The organism is Hymenobacter sp. M1-2 (assembly GCF_057808495.1).
In genome coordinates this window covers 1-20,240 of record NZ_JBTYZO010000025.1, presented here as the reverse complement: position 1 = coordinate 20,240, position 20,240 = coordinate 1, and the positions used below count along the sequence as shown (strand labels likewise).

The window sequence follows — 20,240 nt, the reverse complement described above, 5'->3', positions numbered from 1 at the left end:
GAAGCGAGGAGAAAAGCAACTTCACCCTTGGTAATGTTAGCTTAGCCCACGCGCTTAGGCCAACTCTCGTTCGTGATTGTGCAGGTATTTAGGCTAATGGTTCTCACGCCAAAACCGCCGTACTTGCCTTGACTATTTCTACCATCACCCACTTCAATTCCTCCGTCCCCATGCAAGCTCTTGTTCTTGATGGCATCAACCAGCCCGTGCAATTTCGTGAAGAGCCCACGCCGCAGCCTGCACCCGGCCAGGTGCAGGTACAACTGCATGCCGCGGCCCTCAATCACCGCGATGTCTGGATTCAGAAGGGTCAATACGCGGGGCTGAAATTTCCCATCATCCTGGGCTCCGATGGGGCCGGCATCATTACGGCAGTAGGAGAAGGGGCAGATGCCAGCCTGCAAGGCCAAGCGGTGCTTATCAACCCCGGCCAAAACTGGGGCGACCAGCCCGCCGCCCAAGGCCGGGATTTTCAGATTTTAGGGTTGCCCCAGAATGGCACCTTTGCCGAGTACGTGTGTGTGCCGGCCGAGCAAGTGCAAGCAAAACCAGCGCACTTGAGCTTCGAGCAGGCCGCCGCCTTACCGTTGGGAGGCGTTACGGCGTACCGAGCCCTGTTTACGCGGGCCAAGCTGCAAGCTGGCGAGCGGGTGCTAATCAGCGGCGTAGGTGGCGGAGTAGCTTTGCTGGCGTTGCAAATGGCCGTGGCGAGTGGGGCTGAAGTATGGGTTACTTCGGGTTCGGAGGAGAAAATTGCCAAAGCCGTGAGGTTAGGTGCCAAGGGCGGGATCAGCTACAAAACGGAAAAATGGCCCGCTACGCTCACCAAGCAAGCTGGCGGAGGCTTCGACGTTATCGTGGACAGTGCCGCTGGGCCGGGCTTTAATGATTTAGTTGATGCCGCGGCTCCGGGTGGGCGCATCGTATTCTACGGTGCTACGCACGGCGATATTCCGAATATGGCGGCCCGCAAGGTGTTCTGGAAGCAACTCTCACTGCTCGGCTCTTCTATGGGCACGCCGCAGGACTTTGCGGCGATGGTGAGCCTGATGGAGCAATACAGAATCGAACCAATCATCGACGTAACCTTCTCGCTGGTGGAAGGACAAGCCGCTTTGAAGCACATGGAAGAAGGGTTGCAATTCGGCAAATTAGTACTCCAAATAGGGTCTTGAAATACAAGGTGTTGTAATGATATAATTCAATAAAAATACCTGCCTTGCAAGGAATGAAAAGTAGGCCGTGGCTGTTAGTTTTTTAATAAGATTTTCAGTCTTCTCTTAGCTAACTCTGCTCCATGAAAACGCCCGCCGAATACCTACAGTGCCCAGTTTTTGAACTGACGTATCCTACGGGCGAAGCCGCCGAGTCGGTGCCGGTAGTGACCTATGACGATGCGCTACGTGCCGTAGATGCCGCCCTGGCTGACGCGGAGAAATACAAGTACCTGCTGATGCGTGCTTTGCGCCGCCACCGCACCGAAACAGCTGTCGGCCCGGCTTTGGTGCCGCCTGTTTCCAACACCCGTGAGCTTTCAACGCAGCCCGACACGCCGGTCTTCCCGCTTTACCCTGACGAGTTAGCGGCGTAGCACCGTGCTAACGGTCAATACTTCATTATACCAAAAAAGCCAGACCTCATACGTCTGGCTTTTTTGCTCTGAATAGCTCAATCGGAACTACGAGTGCTTCTTGGCATAAATCTCAAGTCTCACTTCTTACCAGCGCCGCGCTAGTTCCTGCGCCAAAGCCACCGCTTGCTGCCGCAACTCCGGCACGGCTGTCGACTCAAAGTAGGCGGGGCGGCGGCTTGGGCCGAGCGTAAATAGCACGGCTGAAGGCTGTTGCCTGGCATCAAGCAAAGCGCCGTGCTCATTGGTCTGGATGCCGAGGCGGAGCGGATCGGGCAGCAGGTGGCCCGCGGCTCGGATGCTCACTACCAGCGGGTCCTGAATGCGGCTATAATCGAGTAGGGGACCCGTACAGCTGATAACGTGCTGCGTGCGCAGCACGTGCTCCGCACTTTGGAGGCGAGTATGCACCAGCAATTCTTCGCCTTCAACTGCGATACTGCTCACGCGGCCGGGCCACATTCGCACCTGCCCGGTGGCCATCATTTCGCGGATTGCCACATCGTTTTGAGGTGGGCTGCGGTGGCGCAATACGGCCCAAATAGAGGCCAAATGCCGCAAAAACCTTTCTTGCTCGTTTAGCGGCCATGCTGCCCAGATGGCTCCCAAGTCAGGTCGGATAGAGTCGAATACTGGGCGCCAATCTTGGCCAGCAGTTATAGCCTTCTGAACGCGCCGCCGCACGATGGCCAGCACTTCACCCACGGTATGCAGGCCGCACAACTCGGCCGCGTAAAAACTGGGGCAGGGTGTACTAAGTGGGCCGTGTACTGCCGGCCAGCGCTGGTGCCTCGATACCACTGTGATAGGGCCGCGGTGCCTATCAGCGCGCAGACTCAGCAGCACATCCATAGCAGTTAGCCCCGAGCCAACGAGCAAAATCGCATCACTGGAGCCAATATTACGCAGGGCACCCGGCGCCCACGGGTTACCATGAAAACGTGGGTGGGTAAGGTAAGCGCCAGGGCCGGCCGGCGATGGTGGCGGAAAGTTGCCTAGAGCCAGCACTACTTTGTCGCTGAGTAGTTGGGTGCCATCAGCCAGGTGCACTGTAGCCTGGGAGCCAGTGGAATCTAGTTCGGCGGCCACGGCGGCTTGCGGGTGCCAATGGAACGAAAGGCCATTGGCGGCGGGCCGGGCTAGTAAACCAGTTATTATTTCTTGTAAGTAGCGGCCGTAGATATGGCGCGGGCAGAACCCTTCTTCGCAGGAAATTATACCATTAGCTTGTAGCCAATCAACAAAATGAGTGGGTTGGTTGGGGAAGGCGCTCAGGAAAGGCGCCCGCACGTTGAGCAGGTGTTCGGGCCGGTGAGTGGAGTAAGCCAGCCCCGGGCCTGGTTCTGGCCGCGGTTCCACCAAGTGCACCACGCCGGGCAATGGCCCCGGCAGCCGGGCTAGCTGCATCGCCAACATCGAGCCCGAAAAACCGCCGCCTAGAATCGTAAGGGTTCTTTGCTGCAAGAGGAGAGAGATGAGAGGTAGCGGAATGAGCCGGAAAGAAAGGCTATTCCAGAACAGCAACTCGCCAATTAAGGCAAAGCCGCAGCCTATTTAAAACGTGTAACCCGGCCGTGAGTTCCTCACAACCGGGCTACGGGAGCCGTTAGGGGCCTTTTCGCGCTAGAACGAGTGTTGCGCTCAGCTAGTTAGGTCCCACCTATAAAATTTGGGCCTAGAGGTAGGCGCCCGGCACCAGATAGTTGCGCACGTAGTCGTTGATACCATCTTCGAGGCGCGTGAAAGGCCGCTCGTAGCCGATGCTGCGCAGTTTGCTCATGTCGGCCTGGGTGAAGTACTGGTACTTGTCGCGGATGTCTTCGGGCGTGTCGCGGAAGTGGATGTCGGCCACGCGGTCGAGGGCGGCGAAGGTGTTGAGGGCCAGATCGAGGAAGGTGCGGGCTTCGCCGGTACCGAGGTTGTAGATACCGGAGTTTCGGCGGTGGTGCATCAGGAAGTAACACACTTCTACCACGTCCTTGACGTACACAAAGTCACGCATCTGCCCGCCGTCGGTGTAGTCGGGGTTGTGGGAGCGGAATAGCGTCATGGAGCCGGTTTTGCGAATCTGCTCGAAGGCGTGCAGAATCACGGAAGCCATGCGGCCTTTGTGGTACTCGTTGGGCCCGTACACGTTGAAAAACTTTAGGCCCGCCCAGAAAAACGGCTTTTCTGCCTGCTGCACGGCCCAGTTGTCGAAGTCGTTTTTCGACTCACCGTAGGGATTTAGTGGGCGGTATAGAGGCAGCAGCGCGTCGTCATGGTCGGAATAGCCGAGGGTGCCGGACCCGTAAGTAGCCGCTGACGAAGCATAGACCAGCGGTAGCTGATACTGCACGCAGGCCTGCCACATCTGCTTGGAATAGTCGAGATTGAGCAGGTCTAGGATGGCGCGGTCCTGCTCGGTGGTGTCAGTACGGGCGCCGAGGTGGAAGATGAACTCCACTTGCTCGTGGTTGGCGTCGAGCCACGCAAAAAACTCGTTGCGGTCCACGTATTCGCGTAGGTGCTTGCCTTTGAGGTTGGCCAGCTTGCGCTCCACGGCGAAATTGTCGACCACCACGATGTCGTTGAAATTGGCGGCGTTGAGGCGGGTGACAAGGCAGCTAGCAATAAAGCCGGCGGCTCCGGTGACGACTATCATAGGGCAGGAACTTTCGTCAAAAGTAGGATTGATTTTGCGGAGTACGCGTTTCAGCACGGTTCCGATAAACAGCCCCGGCCACTGATTTGTGTTGTTAGCCCTGGTCGTGTTCTACCTTTGATGCATGCACTCCTATTCCTTCCGGCCGCTGCTGAAACTGCTGCCGCTCTCATTACTGGCGCTGGCCTGCCAGCCCGATAAGCCCGCCACCACCGAAAAAACTGCCGCTCCTGCTGCCCCGCAGCACCTCACCGACGACCTAGGCCGCCGCCTCACTGTGCCCGCGCACCCGCGCCGCGTCATGGCCCTGGCGCCATCCATGACCGAAATGCTCTACGCCGTAGCCGATACGGCCACCATCATTGCCCGCACCCAGAACTGCGACTTCCCGGCCGCTGCGCTCCGCAAGACCGTCGTAAGCAACTACCCGCTCGATATGGAAAAGCTCGTGGCCCTGCACCCCGATGTGGTGTTCAGCTCAGAAGGCATGACCTCGCTCGATGACGCGGCGCGGCTAGAAAGTTTCGGTATTCCGGTCTATTATCAGCGCTACAGAACAGTGGAAGATGTGTTTCGTGGCCTGCGTGACCTAGGCCGCATTCTAGACCGGACTCCACAAGCCCGCCACCTCGCTGACTCCTTGCGTACGGAGCTAGCAAAGGTTGCCAGTGCCACGCCCCAAAACGGCCCGCGCGTCCGTGTGCTGGCCATCACCTGGCAAGACCCGATCTACGCGTACGGCCAGAACACGCTCTTCACGGATAAAATACGGTTGGCCGGCGGCCAAAACGCGGTGGTAGAGAAGTTTGCTCAGCCGTATCCAGCTCTCACCCGCGAATACATCCTCAAGCTCAATCCCGACGTGCTCATTGGCGGCAGTTTTGGCAAGCTGGACAGCACCTTTTTTAAGAATTATCCTGAGCTGAAGCGCATCAACGCCTACCAAACCCGCCGCGTGTACGGCATAACCGGTAACTTGATGGAGCGTCCCGGCCCCCGTGTAGTAGAGGGCGTGCAGGAGTTGCGGAAAATAGTGACGGGACGCTAACTGCAAACCCAAGCGGCCTGCGCGGGCAGCTGATTTCTTGTAAAACCGCGGTTCTACGAGGGAGCACAATTTGGCGAAAGTCGTAAAGCAATACACTTCTCACTGTGAACTCATAGCTAACAGCATGAAACGAGAGAGTAGATGATTTTGATAATCATCCATCAGTCTCATGTCTTGGTTCTCCTATCTCACTACCTAGCCGCTACTTTTGCCGGAATGAACCGCCGCGCCCTGCCCTGGATTATAGCCAGCCTGCTCCTCATGGTGGCGCTGGTGCTGGTAGGCCTGCGTGTGGGTTCCTACGCCACCAATTACTCCCTCATTCTGCGGGCCCTGACGAATTACAACTCGCAAGACCCAGTACAGCTGGTGCTGGTAGAGCTGCGGCTGCCGCGCATTTTGCTGGCGCTACTGGCCGGGGCTGGGTTGGCGTTCAGCGGCTACCTCATGCAAGCTATGGTCAACAACCCGCTCGCCGACCCTTACTTGTTGGGCACCGCCTCGGGAGCCTCATTGGGGGCTATTATTTGCTTTTCTCTCGTGCCTGGCCTGACCTTGGCGGGCTTCTATCTGCCGCCGTTGTTTGCGCTGGCTGGAGCCTTGCTTACCACGCTAGTGGTGGTAGCCGTGGGTAGCCGACGCGGGCAGATTATTCCGGCGCAATTGCTGCTGGCTGGTGTGGCGGTGGGCTCCTTGGCTACGGCTGTGGGGGGCGTGTTCACCTTTCTGTCGGCCACGGAGGAGAAGCTGCGGAGCATTACATTTTGGGCGGCGGGCAGCTTCGAGCGAGCGGGTTGGAGCGTACTGCCGTACCCAGCCGTGCTACTGGCGGCGGCGCTACTGCTATTTGGCTTCGTGCAGAAAGACCTCAACATCCTGCTGCTAGGGGAGGAGCGGGCCCAGGGTTTGGGCGTACACGTAGCTCGCACGCGTTGGCTGCTGCTGCTGATGGCCTCGGCTCTTACTGGCTGCGTAGTGGCATTGTGCGGGCCCGTAGGCTTCGTGGGACTGATGGTGCCTCACATCACGCGTTGGCTGCTGGGCGTCACGGGCCGGGCCAATATGCTGTTCTGCGCGCTGCTCGGCGGCAATTTCCTGCTGGCCTGCGACCTGCTGGCTCGCGTACTGTACCCACCGGCTGGCTTGCCCGTTGGGCTGGTTACGGCTCTATTCGGCGTACCGTTCTTCGTATATTTGCTGCGAAACAAGAGTTGATGGGCTGTTGATGTGTTGATTGTTTGATGTGCTGATGTGCTGATTGGTAGGACTTACCTTTAGTCGAGCCTAACAATTTGCTAGGCTTCGCACTAGTTGAATCCGTCTCGCATTCAAACCAGTTTTCAATTAGCACATCAACCCATCAGCAAATCAGCACATCAGAAAATGATTTACATCAGCCGGCAGGAACACTTCAACGCGGCGCACAAGCTCTACAACCCCAAGTGGAGCGAGGAGCGCAACCGTGAGGTGTTCGGTCCCTGCGCCAATACCAACTGGCACGGTCACAACTTCGACCTCATCGTGACGGTGAAAGGTAAACCCGACCCCGAAACAGGGTTCGTCATCGACCTCAAGCAACTCAGCACCCTTATTCGCACGCACGTCATCGAGAAGGTAGACCATAAAAACCTCAACCTCGATGTGCCCTTCATGGCCGACCAGATGGCTAGCACCGAGAACCTGGCTATTGCCTTCTGGAAGATTTTGGAGCCTGAAATCGGCCAGATTTCTTCCGCCCGTCTGCACAGCATCAAACTCTACGAAACGCCCCGCAATTTCGTGGAGTACCTTGGGGAATAATTAATAATTAGGAATCAGTAAGTAAGAATTGTCGAAAGCTCTGGAAGTGGAAATGGCTTCATAATTCTGATTGCAGAAATTCTTAATTACTAATTACTAATTATTAATTCAGCACATGAAGTATTACCTGATAGCTGGCGAACGGTCCGGCGACTTTCATGCCGCCAACCTCATGACGGAATTGCGGCAGCAGGATTCCCAGGCGGAGTTTCGTTGCTGGGGCGGCGACCAAATGCAGGCCGCTGGCGGCACGCTCGTACATCACTATCAGGAGATGGCCATCATGGGCTTTTGGGAAGCCGCCACCAGCATCCTCAAGTTTCGGGGGTATCTGAAAGAATGTCAGCGCGATTTGCTGGAGTACAAGCCTGATGTTCTGATTCTGGTCGACTACGCGGGCTTTAACCTACGTGTAGCCAAATTCGCCAAGGAAAACGGCATTAAGGTCTTCTATTACATCTCGCCCAAAATATGGGCTTGGAACCAGGGGCGCGTGCACACGGTGAAAAAGCTCGTCGATAAGATGTTCGTCATTTTGCCTTTCGAGCAGGAGTTCTACCAGCGTTTCGGCTACGATGTCGACTACATTGGCAATCCCACTGCCCACGCCGTAGCCGAGCACGCCCCCGCCGACAACTTCTACCAGCGCAACCACCTCAACCCTGAGCGGCCCATTATTGCTGTGTTGCCCGGCTCGCGCAAACAGGAAATCGAGGAGATGCTCTACGAAATGACGGCCATCATCCCGCCGTTTCTGGACTACCAGTTCATCGTGGCCGGCGTCGATAACCTCGATCCGAACTACTACGCCCACTTCGAGCGCAACAACGTCCGCATCATCTTCGACCAAACCTTCGACCTGCTGGCCCATGCCAAGGCGGCTCTCGTCACGAGTGGCACCGCTACGCTGGAAACTGCTCTTTTCGATGTCCCACAGGTGGTTTGTTACCGCACCAGCGCCGTGTCTTACGCCATCGGCAAGGCCGTCATCAAAGTGCCGTACATCTCGCTCGTCAACCTCATTGCCGGCAAGGAAGTGGTGAAAGAGCTTATCCAGGGTGATTTTAACTCTCGCAATCTTGTGCAGGAATTAAAGAAAGTAACCGCTGACCAAGCATTCATCGCCCAACAAAAGGCCGGTTACGCTGAAATCCGGGAGAAGCTTGGCAAACAAAACGCCGCGGAGAAAGCCGCGAAGCTGATGGTGAGCTATTTAACTTAATTGAAACTACGCATACTGAAAAGCGCGGCTCTCAATGGGGGCTGCGCTTTTTGCTGTACGGTATGTTGTCATAAGTTGTACTCTGTGCGCCATCACTTGCTGCTGAAACTTGCTACAGCCGAAGTAAGAAGAGGCCCTTCGGTAGCTCTTTCTGCAGTGGATCAAATAGAACAGGCGTTATGAAGACTTCCGAGCAAGGCCAACGTCTTCCATATCAAACAGTAGAAGGATGTGTGAGCTTAGTTTATAACTTGATTCACTGCACTTCAACGAACCCCTATGAAGTCACTCTACACGCTCTGCCTGTTCCTCTTTTTCGTCTTGCTCATGAGCCCCGCCGCAACCGCCAAAGACTATCGGTTGACTTCGCCCGACAAAAAACTCACCATTACCGTTACGGCGGCGGCCGACCTGCGCTGGGCGGTTTCGTACGGGAAAGAGGTGTTGTTGCAGCCGAGTATGCTGGCGATGCAGCTAGCAAACGGGCCACAGTTGGGTGGTAAACCGGTAGTGAAAAAAGCCGTTCGAACCAAGGCAAATACTACTATCACAGCGGTAGTGCCCGTGCGTAACCGGCAAATCCAAGACGTCTACAATCAGCTGCGTCTGGAATGTAGCGGAGGCTACGCTGTCACGTTTCGGGCCTACAACGATGGCGCTGCCTACCGCTTTGAAACCGACCTACCCGCTCAAATTCAGGTGCAAAACGAAACAGTGGATTTCCGTCTGGCCGATAACTTCCGCGTTTTCTGGCCCGCCGACCCTGATCCTAATTTTCAGTCGCACTTCGAGGTGACATTTCAAGACACGCTGACAGCATCGGTGCCGGTGGGGCAGCATGGCGCGTTGCCGGTGCTCGTGCACACAAGCCGTGGCACGCACATGCTCATCACCGAATCTGACCTTTACGATTACCCCAATCTGTTCGTAGCAGGCACGGGGCGGGCCGAACTGGCGGGCATCTTGCCAAAAGCCCTGCTGGAAACCCGCATGAAAGACGACCGAGCCATCGAAATCGTCCGGCAGGCCGACTACATTGCCAAAACCAGCGGCAAACGCCCCTTTCCCTGGCGGGCTCTGCTTGTTGGGAGGGAGGACAAGGACTTGCTGGAAAATGAGCTGGTGTACAAACTGGCCCGGCCCCAGCAAATCCAGCAAACCGATTGGATCAAGCCCGGCAAGGTTTCCTGGGACTGGTGGAATGCCAACAACCTCTCCGGCGTAGATTTTCGCGCGGGCATCAACACGGCCACCTATAAGTACTACGTAGATTTTGCGGCCGAATACGGCTTGGAGTACGTCATTCTGGATGAGGGCTGGACTCGCACCACCCTCGACCTCACTGCGTCCACCAAGGACATCGACATGCCGGAACTGCTGCAATATGCCAAGCGCAAAAATGTCCGGCTGATTTTGTGGGTGCTCTGGAATGCCCTCGACCAAGACCTCAACGTAACCCTCGACCGTTTCGCGCAGTGGGGCGTGGCCGGCATCAAGGTCGATTTTATGGCCCGCGCCGACCAGGATATGGTGAACTTCTATGAGCGAGTGGCCGCTGCCGCTGCGGAGCGCCGGTTGTTGGTCGATTTTCATGGGGCATATAAACCTTCGGGCCTCAACCGGCGGTTTCCTAACGTGCTCAGTTTCGAAGGCGTGAAAGGGCTAGAGCACAGCAAGTGGGATACCGTAATCACACCCCACCACGACGTAACGCTTCCTTTCACCCGCATGGTAGCCGGCCCCATGGATTTCACGCCGGGCGCTATGCGTAATGCCTCGAAAAGCAACTTCAAACCTATTTTCACCGAGCCCATGAGCCAGGGCACGCGTGCCCACCAAGTAGCCATGTTCGTGGTGTATGAAAGCCCCTTGCAAATGCTCTGCGATGCTCCTACCGCCTACCGCGCCGATACGGCCTGCACCCGCTACATCGGCCGCATCCCAACGGTGTGGGACCAAACCGTGGGCCTCGCGGGCAAAGCCGGCGAGTATGTAGCCGTAGCTCGGCGTCACGGCCAACAGTGGTACCTCGGAGCCATGACTAACTGGGACGCCCGCACGCTGCAACTCCCCTTAACCTTCCTCGACGGCAGAGGGTACCGGATGGAAATACTGCAAGACGGCCTCAACGCCGACCACCGCGCCTCAGATTATAAAATCACCACGCAACAAGTACAAGCCAGCCAGACGGTTAGCGTGCCACTACGCAGCGGCGGCGGCTGGACAGCTATTCTTACTCCGTTGGAATAGCGGCCATTCCTACATATTCTTTTCTGCAAAAAGCAAGACCCGGTGGAGCGACGCTTATGAAAGTGTCGCTCCACCGGGTCTTGCTTTTTATGTTAGCTGATGCGCGTTGAGTAGCCGTTCACCAGAAAGCTCAACAGCGGTACTACGCCGCCCGCAGTTGCTTTATCGGCGACTGCTCAAACTTGCTGCGCGCGTAGTCAAGATCAATGACCAACTCTTTGGTGTCTACTTCGGAAGGCATATCAAACATGGCGTCCGTCATGATGCCTTCGCAGATGGAACGCAGACCCCGGGCCCCGAGGCGGTACTCGTCGGCTTTCACTACGATATACTCCAGCGCGCCTTCCGTAAAGGAGAGGTGAATGCCTTCCATATCGAACAGGCGCTGGTACTGCTTTACAATGGAGTTCTTGGGCTCCGTCAGAATCTTGCGCAGCGTGGCATGGTCCAGCGGATTGAGGTGGGTGAGCACCGGTAGACGGCCAATCAGCTCCGGAATCAGGCCGAAGGCTTTCAGGTCCTGGGCCGTCACGTAGCGCAGGAAATTCTGTGTATCGATTTTTTCTTCCAGCTGCGTCTTGGCAAAGCCGATGGGCTTGGTATTGAGGCGATTTTTGATGATGCGCTCAATGCCCACGAAGGCGCCACCGCAGATGAAGAGGATGTTCTCCGTATTCACCGTAATCATCTTCTGCTCGGGGTGTTTGCGGCCACCGTGCGGCGGTACGTTCACCGTCGTGCCCTCAAGCAGCTTCAACATGGCCTGCTGCACGCCCTCACCGCTCACGTCGCGCGTGATGCTCGGGTTGTCGCTCTTGCGGGCAATCTTGTCAATCTCATCAATGTAGACGATGCCTCGCTCGGCAGCTTCCACGTTGTAGTCGGCGGCTTGGAGCAGGCGAGTCAGGATGCTTTCCACGTCTTCGCCCACGTAGCCAGCCTCGGTCAACACGGTGGCGTCGGCTATGCAGAAGGGCACTTGCAAGATGTTGGCCAGCATGCGGGTCAGGAAGGTTTTGCCCGTGCCTGTTTCGCCCACCATAATAATGTTGGACTTCTCAATCACTACGTCGTCCTTCTGCGGCTTCTGCATCAGGCGCTTGTAGTGATTGTACACCGCCACCGACATCACCTTTTTCGCCTCGTCCTGGCCTACCACGTACTGGTCGAGGTAGTCTTTCATCTCCCGCGGCTTCACGAGGTTAAACTTCGGTGTCTTTGAGTTCGACCGAATCTTGTTTTCCTCGTTCAGGATTTGCTGGGCCTGACCCACACAACGCTCACAGATATGCGCGTTGATGCCGGAAATCATAACCGAGACGTCTTTTTTGTTCTTTCCGCAGAACGAACACGTTATATCTGCCATTGCCAAGGGAGCTCTCAGGATAGAGGAGAAAGGCTGCTTTCACGAACCTACCTCAAAGGTACGAAAAGGCCAACGCCGTGCGCAGCTAAAAAAGTGCCGACGAGGTTGGCCTCTACTTAAAAGAAAAAGCCCGCTTTTGCGGGCTTTTTCAGAAGTGAGAGCTTAGAATTGAGAACTTAGAGGCTGTTCCACTAGAACGTACGGAAAAGGGTATAAGCTCTCACTTCTAACTTCTCAGCTCTATTCATTAGGCTTTTTTCTTTTCCAGCACCTCGTCGATGAGGCCGTATTCCTTGGCTTCGTCGGCGCGCATCCAGTAGTCGCGGTCCGAGTTGTCGTGAATTTCCTGGTAGGTTTTGCCGGTGTGCTGCGCCAGAATGTCGTACAGCTCCTTCTTGAGCTTGAGAATCTCGCGGGCCGTGATTTCGATATCCGACGACTGGCCTTGCGCGCCGCCCGAAGGCTGGTGAATCATGACGCGGGCGTGGGGGAGGGCCGAACGCTTGTCTTTGGCGCCACCAGCCAACAATACCGCGCCCATAGAAGCGGCCAGGCCCGTGCAGATAGTAGCCACGTCAGGGCCCACGTACTGCATGGTGTCATAGATGCCTAGGCCGGCATACACCGAGCCACCGGGCGAGTTGATGTAGAGCAGAATGTCTTTCTTGGCGTCCACTGACTCCAGAAACAGCATCTGCGCCGTCAGAATATTGGCAATGTAATCATCTACGGCCGTACCCAAGAACACGATACGGTCCATGATAAGACGCGAAAACACGTCGATTTCCGCGAAGCGCGTGGGGCGTTCCTCAATTACGGAGCGCGTCATGCCCGTGAAATTTTGGCGGGCCACGCCTTCCATATGGTTCAGATACTGATCCACACCCAGGCCGTTGAGGCCCTGGCCCTTCACGGCGAATTTGCGGAACTCTTGTTTATTCAGCATGATGAGAAAAGAGAAGTGAAAAATTTAGAAGTGAGCGGCGAGAACCACGAGATACAAGACAACGAGCAGGAAACTTAACAGTCTTGCCGCTCACTTCCAATACCTCACTTCTACCCCAATAAAAAAGCCCATACGGTAAGTAAGGGCTTTTTTGTTGGTTCGAAAACCGAAATGTCAGCGCTTAGCCGGCATTCTGATTGCGGAAGTCCTCGGCCGTAATCGGGTTGTCGTTAACAACAACTTTGCCGCGCAAGTTTTCCAACACTTTCTCTGCCAGAATGGCCTCGTACTCCTGTACGTAGTTCTTACCGTTGTCCTGGCGCAGGTGGCTGTCGGCGAAGTTACGCACCGATTCTTCCAGCTCCGGTGTCATTTCCATGTTGAACTGGCCCAGAATCTTCTGCACAGTGCTGTCCACGATTTCCTCGTTCGACACTTTCAAGCCCTGCTCTTCCACCACTTTGTTGCGGATCAGGGACCATTTCAATTCCTTCTCGTAGTCGTCGTAGTGCTCTTCTACTTGCTCGGGGGTCAGCTTGCCGTCGTTGGCGCGCACCAGCCACTTCTTGAAGAACTCCTTCGGAATCTCAATGGTAGTGTTTTCCAGCATCTTGTCGATGATCTGGCGCTTCACCAGGTTGTCAGCTTCCCGGTCGTAGTTCTCTTGTACCGTGCTGCGCACCTTCTCGTCGTACTCCTCTTTCGAGGTCACGATGTCTTTGCCAAACACCTTGTCGAACAGCTCCTGGTTGTGCTCAATGGTCGAAGTACGCGTGATTTTGTCTACCGTCAGCGTGTATTCGCCTTCTACGGCGGCGGCTTCGTCCTTGCTGAAGCCCGTGAAGTTGCGGATAGCCGAAGCGTCGCCGTCGAAGGCATCTTTCAGGTCGAAGGTCACCACGTCGCCGGGCTTCACGTCTACAAACTTGTCAGCACCGTTCTTCACTTTGTTGGTTGGCAGCATCACGGGGCGGCCTTCGCCTTCCTCGTCGGCTTTCTTCAGCTTGCCAGCCAAGTAGTCGTCTGCTTCCGAAACTTCGGGCTCCGAAGTTTCGCCGAATTGACGGCCAATCTGCTCGTACGTCTCATTGAGCGTGCTTTCGTCGAGCTCCACCTTATGGCGGTCCACCGTAACAGCTTGGTCGGCCGGCAACTCGAACTCGGGCAACAGGCCTAGTTCAAACTGAAAAGCATAGTCCTTCTGCGCTTCCAGATCAATATTATTGGCTACCGGCAGTGGCTCGCCCAAAATCTTGAGGTTATTTTCCTTGATATAGCCATCTACCGCCTTGCCCAGCAACGCATTGATTTCGTCGGCCAGAATGCCTTTGCCGTACATCTTGCGCACCAGCGAGGCTGGCACTTTGCCCGGGCGGAACCCTTTGATCTGCGCCTTTTTGCTGTATTCCTTCAGCTTAGCGTCTACGGCAGGAGCGTAGTCAGCCTCCGTGAGGTTTACTGTCAGGATGGCATTCAGCTGGTCGTCTTTTTTGTCGAGGGTAATGTCCAAAACGGGTAGTCGGTTAAGGGTAAACTTCGGGTACACTGGGCCGGCCGGAACCGGGAAAAAGAAACCCCCAACGGGTGGGTTGAGGGCTTCGGGGTACTAAAAAACTATTGGTGCGGATGGAGGGACTCGAACCCACACGCCTTGCGGCACCAGATCCTAAGTCTGGCACGTCTACCAATTTCGCCACATCCGCGTCCGGAGGCCAACTGCCTCGGGGCCGCAAAGCTACGGAAGCCAACCGAAAATTCCAATGTAGCTTCAGCTTTAGCTTTTCGCACTGCTTTTCTAATCCCGGTATCTCGCTTGCACCATCTCCGCCGTCCACTTGTTTAGTAGAGGCAGCAAAGTATAAATCTCTGTCCGGCACAAGCTGAAGCTGCTATTACATGCCGTACTTTAGCACTTATTGACTCCGGCGCCCTAGCGCCACCCGTGTAGCATGGCCACCCTCATTGACCCCGAAATAGAGCGCCAGGAAATCCTGCGCCACTACCGCCGCCTCCTTCGTACCGCCAAACCCTACCTGGAGCCCGGCGACGCTAAGCTGATCAAAAAAGCTTTCAATACTTCCCTGGAAGCGCATAAGGACATGCGTCGCAAGTCCGGGGAACCCTACATTCTGCATCCGCTGGCCGTCGCGCAGATTGTGGTGGAAGAAATTGGCCTCGGTACTACCAGCATTGTGGCGGCGCTACTGCACGATGTGGTAGAAGACACGCCCTGGGAAATTGCGGATGTGGAGCGGGAATTCGGCGCCAAGGTAGCCCGCATCGTCGATGGCCTGACCAAAATTTCGGGCGTTTTCGAGTATGGTACCTCCGAGCAGGCCGAGAACTTCCGCAAAATGCTGCTTACGCTTTCGGAAGATGTGCGCGTCATCCTGATCAAGCTCGCCGACCGCCTGCACAACATGCGGACCCTCGACTCGATGCCGCGCCACAAGCAGCTCAAAATTTCTTCCGAAACTATTTATCTCTACGCCCCGCTGGCGCACCGCCTTGGCCTCTACGCCATCAAGACCGAGCTGGAAGACCTGCACCTGAAGTACACCGACACCGACGTATATAATGAGTTGGTGAACCGGGTGCGTCAAAGCCGCAGTGCCCGCAACCGGTTTATCCGGGAGTTTGTGCAGCCCATCGAAGAGGAGCTGAACACGCAACACTTCGAGTTTGAAATCAAGGGCCGGCCCAAAAGTATCTACTCCATTCTCAAGAAGATGCGCAAACAGAATATCACCTTTGATGAGGTGTACGACCTGTTTGCCATCCGAGTGATTCTGGATGTGCCGCAGGAACAGGAGAAAGCCGCTTGCTGGCAGGTCTATTCCATCGTCACCGACTTCTACCAGCCCAACCCCGACCGTCTGCGCGACTGGGTGAGCACGCCCAAAGCTAATGGCTACGAGAGCTTGCACACCACCGTCATGTCGCGCTCCGGGCAGTGGGTGGAAGTCCAGATTCGCAGCCGCCGCATGGACGACATTGCCGAGAAAGGCTACGCTGCCCACTGGAAATACAAGGACACCGGCGCCGTGCAGCCCGAATCTACGCTCGAAGCGTGGATCAACAAGGTGCGTGAGATGCTCGAAACCAACAATTCTAGTGCCCTGGAATTCATGGACGAGTTTCGGCAGAACCTCTTCGTGAAAGAAGTGTACGCCTTCACACCCAAAGGCAAGCTCGTCATCCTGCCCGACAAGGCCACTGCCCTGGACTTCGCTTTTGATATTCACACACACATCGGTCTGCAATGCTTGGGCGCGAAGGTGAATCAGAAGCTCCAGCCCCTGAGCTATCAGCTGCGCAACGGCGACCAAGTAGAGATCCTGACTTCGCACAAGCAAAAGCCCACGGAGGAGTGGCTCCAATACGTCATCACCTCCAAAGCCCGCAGTAAAATCAAGGACTGGCTCCGCGATGATAAGCGCGCCAAGGCAGAAGATGGCCGGTTTATAGTAGAGAAGCGCTTAGAGTTGCTCGGCGTGGAGCTTTCACCCGAAAACCTCAACCGTCTGCTGGCGCATTTTAATACCTACAGCACGCAAGAGTTTTACTACCGTGTCGCCATTGGCCAGGTCGATGGTCGAGAAATCAAGGCAGACCTTTTCGACCCGACGGTGGAAGTCACGCGGCTGCCCTCCATGTTAGAGCCTAAAGCCTTCGACCACGAGGTGCAGAAGGTACGCGGCGTCAATGCCAACATGCTCGTCATCGGAGAGCGAACCGACAAGTTCGACTATACCATCGCCCCTTGTTGCAACCCCATCCCCGGTGATGATGTGTTCGGTTTTGAAACTGAAGAAGGCATCATCATCCATCGCACGTCTTGCCCGAAAGCCGTGAAGATGATGTCGAACTACGGCAACCGCATCGTACGCGCCAAGTGGACCGACCAATTGGAATTAGCCTTCCTCGCTGGTATTCGCATCAAAGGCTCTGATAGGGTAGGGCTGGTCAACGATGTCACGCGCATCATCAGCAACAGCCTCAAAGTCAACATGCGCTCTATCACCATTGATTCTGACGATGGAATGTTCGAGGGTCAGATCATGGTGTTCGTCAACGACACCGACCACCTCGAAAAGCTTATTCAGCGCCTATCACGCGTGAATGGGGTTTTATTAGTCGAGCGGTTCGATTCCTGACATGAATTAAGTTTTAAATAGCTCTAAGAAAAGCTAGGAGTACAAAAGAGTATAAAAAGGAGTGGCACACAGAGGCGTTAGCCGACATCTTTCGGGCGGGCTGGTTGTTATCCTGTAGCTTTGCATCACTCCTTATTATAAGGTTGCCTAAAATGCTCGACAAAGAGAAATACGAAGAGGTCAAGAAGATATTCACGGCTTACCTCGAAAATAAAGGCCTGCGCAAAACGTCGGAGCGCTACGCCATTTTGCAGGAAATATACTCCCGTACTGGCCACTTCGACGTGGAGGAACTGTATGCCGGCATGCGCAGCCAAGACTTGCAAGTGAGCCGCGCTACCGTCTATAATACGCTTGATTTACTGGTAGAACACGGACTGGTAAGCAAGCATCAGTTCGGCCGCAACCTCGCGCAATACGAGAAATCGTACGGTTATCGGCAGCACGACCACGTTATCTGCACCGAGTGCCATAAGGTGGTTGAGTTCTGCGACCCTCGCATCCACGGCATCCAAACTATGGTCGGGGAATTGCTCAACTTCCATATCTTGCACCACTCTTTAAACCTGTATGGCGTGTGCGGCGACTGCCGCGCAAAAGCCGCCGCCCGTTCTCTAGCCGAATGAAAACCGAATCCACCCTTCAGGATGGCATCCTCTTCGTGCGCCTCTCCGGCGACCTTATCGGTAGCCCCGATACGCAGCAACTCCTCCAATCCGTCGATCAGCATTTAGGCGATGATGTTCGGTATTGTGCCGCCGACCTTTCCGAAGTCCGGTACATCAACAGCACCGGCATAGGGGTGTTAGTATCGCTACTCACCAAGTTTCGCAGCCGTGGTGGCGAGCTAGTGCTCATCAACCCCGCCGACCACCCTCGCAAGATGCTGGCTCTAACAAAGCTGAACGCCATTTTCTCCATTGCGGACGATGACCAATCGGCCGTTCAACAGTTGAAAGCCGCAAACTAATGCCTGTTGACGTACTAGTAGGATTGCAGTGGGGAGATGAGGGCAAAGGCAAGATCGTCGATGTACTCGCCCCCACCTACGACGTAGTAGCCCGGTTCCAAGGTGGCCCCAATGCTGGCCACACCCTTACTTTCGATGGCATTAAGCACGTGTTGCATCAGGTGCCATCCGGAATCTTTCACCCACACATTATTAATGTAGTCGGCAATGGTGTCGTCCTCGACCCTGTTGTGTTCCGGCAGGAACTCCAAAAACTCACCGACCGGGGAGTCAATTGGGGCACTAACCTCTACGTTTCGCGCAAGGCACAGCTCATCCTGCCCTCACACCGAGCCCTCGACCGAATCAGTGAGGAAGCTCGGGGTGGCAGCAAAATAGGTTCTACTCTGAAAGGAATAGGTCCTACCTACCAGGATAAAATTGGTCGCACCGGCCTCCGCGTCGGCGACATCCTGCTTCCTGATTTCCAGCAGCGCTACCAGGATGCCGTATCCCGGCATGCCACACTGGCTGAGTTCCACGGCCGCAGCCTAGAAATTGAAGAATTTGAAGCCGATTTCTTTTCTGCCGTTGAATTCTTGCGTACCCTGCAGCTCACCGATACGGAGTATCTGCTCAACGACCTATTAAAGCAAGGCAAGAACGTTCTCGCGGAGGGCGCTCAAGGAGCCATGCTCGATATTGATTTTGGCACCTATCCATACGTTACCTCGTCGAGCACCATTGTAGCGGGGGCCTGCACCGGGTTAGGTATCGCTCCGCAGCATATAAAGAAGGTATATGGCATCAGCAAAGCGTACTGTACGCGAGTTGGCAGCGGACCATTTCCAACAGAACTACAGGATGAGGTAGGGGAGCAGATTCGGCAAGCCGGCCGAGAGTTTGGTTCTACCACCGGCCGTCCTCGTCGCTGTGGTTGGATTGACTTACCTGCCCTGCGCTATAGCATCATGCTGAATGGCGTAACGGAAATCCACCTTATGAAAGCGGATGTTCTAGACGAGTTCGACGAAATCCGCGTTTGTACGCACTACCAATTCCCGGATGGTCAGCAAACGGATCAGCTACCAGACCACGGTGATCTGCAAACTATGACTCCGGTATACGTTAGCTTGCCTGGCTGGAAAACCACGCTTCAAACTATCTCAGATCCGCAAGCATTGCCTGCTGAACTAAAGTCTTACGTTGGATTTCTGGAGCAATACCTTGACGTTCCGGTAAGCATAGTAAGTGTAGGGCCTGACCGAGTAAGCACCCTGCATCTGAACTAAGCTTGAAAAATGAGCCATGAGGGGCGTTGCACGAAAGTAGCGCCCCTCATGGCTTTTTATATAATTGGCTATTATTCTGTCCTGACTTACACGACAGCAAACCAAAGCCACTGGGCTCGATAAAAATTTCGAAGTTTCTGGTGGACCAACTACCTCAGTTAAGTAGTTCTGCACCAGCGTACGGCGCCTGGCAGAGTAACAACAGGTATTCTTTAGGCAAGCGATTTCTACGAAAAAGAGCGGGAGAAGGCTTGCAGAAGAAGAAATGGTCTGCTACTTTTGCACTCCCAATCCGAAACGCGGAGGGCAAGGCGAGCAGCAAACCAGCGGGAACTAAGAGCGGCTTTTTCGGTGTTTATCTGGAAATGCTCCTATTGCGCTGGAATGGACCAGGCTACCTGCCAAGGTAGTCAGCGCTGAAAAAAAGTTTGCGAGAGTACTTGCGAAAGCGGAAACGGCGGTTGTATCTTTGCAGCCCGTTTCAGTCGGAAGCGGAAGAGGGCCTGAGAAAACTGCTAAAAAAGTTAACGCAGCCCTTGACAAACCCGCCTCGCTGCTTGTAGCTTTACAGCCGGCTTCCTGACAAGCAGGAGCGGTGCCCGGAGAAAGGACGGGGCAAGAAAAAACTTTTGCTTTTTCTTGCTTCGAGTGAAAAGAGGATAGTATCTTTGCAGCCCGCTTCGAGAGGAAGCGCGGAATAAGAGAATAACAAACAGGCCTCTAGTAGGGAGGCCACGAGGTTTCTTCAGCTGGAAGAGACGCACGTTCTTTGAAAGGATGGAAAGACAAAGGAACAGGTACACTGCTTGGAGTAGGCAACTACGAAGAGACAGTCACCTTGCGTAAAGAATGAGTACGACCGATGTGATCATCGGTTAAGTGAGTCGGATTAAGCCTCGACAGCAGCCTATCTTAGGGTAGGGGAAGAAGTATATA

General features: G+C 55.1%; 16 protein-coding genes and 1 tRNA gene. 11 read left to right on the top strand and 6 right to left on the bottom strand.

Translation table 11 applies throughout. The annotated features are described in order from the left end of the window. The first annotated feature begins 170 nt into the window (after positions 1-170). Positions 171-1,175, top strand: a complete 1,005-nt coding sequence (locus ACYSMN_RS20760; protein WP_488925832.1) for a zinc-binding dehydrogenase — start codon at positions 171-173, stop codon at positions 1,173-1,175. Positions 1,176-1,297: 122 nt separating this feature from the next. Further along, a complete protein-coding gene (locus ACYSMN_RS20755; RefSeq protein ID WP_488925831.1) occupies positions 1,298-1,591 on the top strand; it encodes a hypothetical protein in 294 nt (97 codons plus the stop codon). A gap of 126 nt (positions 1,592-1,717) precedes the next feature. On the opposite strand, the gene ACYSMN_RS20750 is transcribed toward ACYSMN_RS20755, so the two are convergent. Together ACYSMN_RS20750 and rfaD are read right to left on the bottom strand one after the other, a co-directional pair. Beyond that, a complete protein-coding gene (locus ACYSMN_RS20750) occupies positions 1,718-3,094 on the bottom strand; it encodes an FAD/NAD(P)-binding protein (protein WP_488925830.1) in 1,377 nt (458 codons plus the stop codon). Positions 3,095-3,305: 211 nt separating this feature from the next. Continuing rightward, positions 3,306-4,274, bottom strand: coding sequence for an ADP-glyceromanno-heptose 6-epimerase (gene rfaD / locus ACYSMN_RS20745; RefSeq protein ID WP_488925829.1), 969 nt, complete (start codon positions 4,272-4,274; stop codon positions 3,306-3,308). Between the two features lie 124 nt (positions 4,275-4,398). On the opposite strand from rfaD, the gene ACYSMN_RS20740 reads away from it, so the two are divergent. From ACYSMN_RS20740 to ACYSMN_RS20720, 5 genes are all read left to right on the top strand, one after another. Further along, on the top strand, positions 4,399-5,322 hold the full coding sequence (locus ACYSMN_RS20740; RefSeq protein ID WP_488925828.1) for an ABC transporter substrate-binding protein: 924 nt from the start codon (positions 4,399-4,401) through the stop codon (positions 5,320-5,322). 216 nt (positions 5,323-5,538) lie between these two features. Beyond that, positions 5,539-6,537, top strand: a complete 999-nt coding sequence (locus ACYSMN_RS20735) for a FecCD family ABC transporter permease (protein WP_488925827.1) — start codon at positions 5,539-5,541, stop codon at positions 6,535-6,537. A 168-nt stretch (positions 6,538-6,705) separates the two neighbouring features. Then, positions 6,706-7,122: a 6-pyruvoyl trahydropterin synthase family protein gene (locus ACYSMN_RS20730; protein ID WP_488925826.1), complete on the top strand. Its 417-nt coding sequence runs from the start codon at positions 6,706-6,708 to the stop codon at positions 7,120-7,122. Between the two features lie 115 nt (positions 7,123-7,237). Next, positions 7,238-8,344 (top strand): lipid-A-disaccharide synthase, encoded by a 1,107-nt coding sequence (gene lpxB / locus ACYSMN_RS20725; RefSeq protein ID WP_488925825.1) that lies wholly within the window; start codon positions 7,238-7,240, stop codon positions 8,342-8,344. A gap of 279 nt (positions 8,345-8,623) precedes the next feature. Beyond that, positions 8,624-10,594 (top strand): glycoside hydrolase family 97 protein, encoded by a 1,971-nt coding sequence (locus ACYSMN_RS20720; protein WP_488925824.1) that lies wholly within the window; start codon positions 8,624-8,626, stop codon positions 10,592-10,594. A gap of 142 nt (positions 10,595-10,736) precedes the next feature. On the opposite strand, the gene clpX is transcribed toward ACYSMN_RS20720, so the two are convergent. The 4 genes from clpX to ACYSMN_RS20700 form a co-directional block, all read right to left on the bottom strand. Then, on the bottom strand, positions 10,737-11,960 hold the full coding sequence (gene clpX, locus ACYSMN_RS20715; RefSeq protein WP_488925823.1) for an ATP-dependent Clp protease ATP-binding subunit ClpX: 1,224 nt from the start codon (positions 11,958-11,960) through the stop codon (positions 10,737-10,739). Positions 11,961-12,207: 247 nt separating this feature from the next. Then, positions 12,208-12,906: a ClpP family protease gene (locus ACYSMN_RS20710; RefSeq protein WP_488925822.1), complete on the bottom strand. Its 699-nt coding sequence runs from the start codon at positions 12,904-12,906 to the stop codon at positions 12,208-12,210. Positions 12,907-13,087: 181 nt separating this feature from the next. Next, positions 13,088-14,416: a trigger factor gene (gene tig, locus ACYSMN_RS20705; RefSeq protein ID WP_488925821.1), complete on the bottom strand. Its 1,329-nt coding sequence runs from the start codon at positions 14,414-14,416 to the stop codon at positions 13,088-13,090. 108 nt (positions 14,417-14,524) lie between these two features. Continuing rightward, positions 14,525-14,609 (bottom strand) — tRNA-Leu (locus ACYSMN_RS20700). A gap of 246 nt (positions 14,610-14,855) precedes the next feature. Between ACYSMN_RS20700 and ACYSMN_RS20695 the strand changes: the two genes are divergently transcribed. The 4 genes from ACYSMN_RS20695 to ACYSMN_RS20680 all read left to right on the top strand — a co-directional run bounded on the left by ACYSMN_RS20695 (position 14,856) and on the right by ACYSMN_RS20680 (position 19,304). Continuing rightward, positions 14,856-17,063 (top strand): RelA/SpoT family protein, encoded by a 2,208-nt coding sequence (locus tag ACYSMN_RS20695; protein WP_488925820.1) that lies wholly within the window; start codon positions 14,856-14,858, stop codon positions 17,061-17,063. Between the two features lie 152 nt (positions 17,064-17,215). After that, the gene (locus ACYSMN_RS20690) at positions 17,216-17,689 is read left to right on the top strand and encodes a Fur family transcriptional regulator (RefSeq protein ID WP_488925819.1); all 474 of its coding nucleotides are present in this window, start codon (positions 17,216-17,218) and stop codon (positions 17,687-17,689) included. Next, on the top strand, positions 17,686-18,033 hold the full coding sequence (locus tag ACYSMN_RS20685) for an STAS domain-containing protein (RefSeq protein ID WP_488925818.1): 348 nt from the start codon (positions 17,686-17,688) through the stop codon (positions 18,031-18,033). Before ACYSMN_RS20690 ends, ACYSMN_RS20685 begins: the two co-directional genes overlap by 4 nt. Further along, complete coding sequence (locus tag ACYSMN_RS20680) at positions 18,033-19,304, top strand: adenylosuccinate synthase (protein WP_488925817.1); 1,272 nt, start codon at positions 18,033-18,035, stop codon at positions 19,302-19,304. The genes ACYSMN_RS20685 and ACYSMN_RS20680 overlap by 1 nt, the downstream gene beginning before the upstream one ends. Positions 19,305-20,240 lie beyond the last annotated feature (936 nt).

Bases quoted from the DNA above. Each gene is read 5' to 3' on its own strand.
- ACYSMN_RS20740 (WP_488925828.1), top strand. From the start codon at position 4,399: ATGCACTCCTATTCCTTCCGGCCGCTGCTGAAACTGCTGCCGCTCTCA.
- ACYSMN_RS20680 (WP_488925817.1), top strand. From the start codon at position 18,033: ATGCCTGTTGACGTACTAGTAGGATTGCAGTGGGGAGATGAGGGCAAA.
- lpxB (WP_488925825.1), top strand. From the start codon at position 7,238: ATGAAGTATTACCTGATAGCTGGCGAACGGTCCGGCGACTTTCATGCC.
- ACYSMN_RS20760 (WP_488925832.1), top strand. From the start codon at position 171: ATGCAAGCTCTTGTTCTTGATGGCATCAACCAGCCCGTGCAATTTCGT.
- ACYSMN_RS20720 (WP_488925824.1), top strand. From the start codon at position 8,624: ATGAAGTCACTCTACACGCTCTGCCTGTTCCTCTTTTTCGTCTTGCTC.
- ACYSMN_RS20695 (WP_488925820.1), top strand. From the start codon at position 14,856: ATGGCCACCCTCATTGACCCCGAAATAGAGCGCCAGGAAATCCTGCGC.
- ACYSMN_RS20690 (WP_488925819.1), top strand. From the start codon at position 17,216: ATGCTCGACAAAGAGAAATACGAAGAGGTCAAGAAGATATTCACGGCT.
- clpX (WP_488925823.1), bottom strand. From the start codon at position 11,960: ATGGCAGATATAACGTGTTCGTTCTGCGGAAAGAACAAAAAAGACGTC.
- ACYSMN_RS20755 (WP_488925831.1), top strand. From the start codon at position 1,298: ATGAAAACGCCCGCCGAATACCTACAGTGCCCAGTTTTTGAACTGACG.
- ACYSMN_RS20710 (WP_488925822.1), bottom strand. From the start codon at position 12,906: ATGCTGAATAAACAAGAGTTCCGCAAATTCGCCGTGAAGGGCCAGGGC.
- ACYSMN_RS20685 (WP_488925818.1), top strand. From the start codon at position 17,686: ATGAAAACCGAATCCACCCTTCAGGATGGCATCCTCTTCGTGCGCCTC.
- rfaD (WP_488925829.1), bottom strand. From the start codon at position 4,274: ATGATAGTCGTCACCGGAGCCGCCGGCTTTATTGCTAGCTGCCTTGTC.
- ACYSMN_RS20735 (WP_488925827.1), top strand. From the start codon at position 5,539: ATGAACCGCCGCGCCCTGCCCTGGATTATAGCCAGCCTGCTCCTCATG.
- ACYSMN_RS20730 (WP_488925826.1), top strand. From the start codon at position 6,706: ATGATTTACATCAGCCGGCAGGAACACTTCAACGCGGCGCACAAGCTC.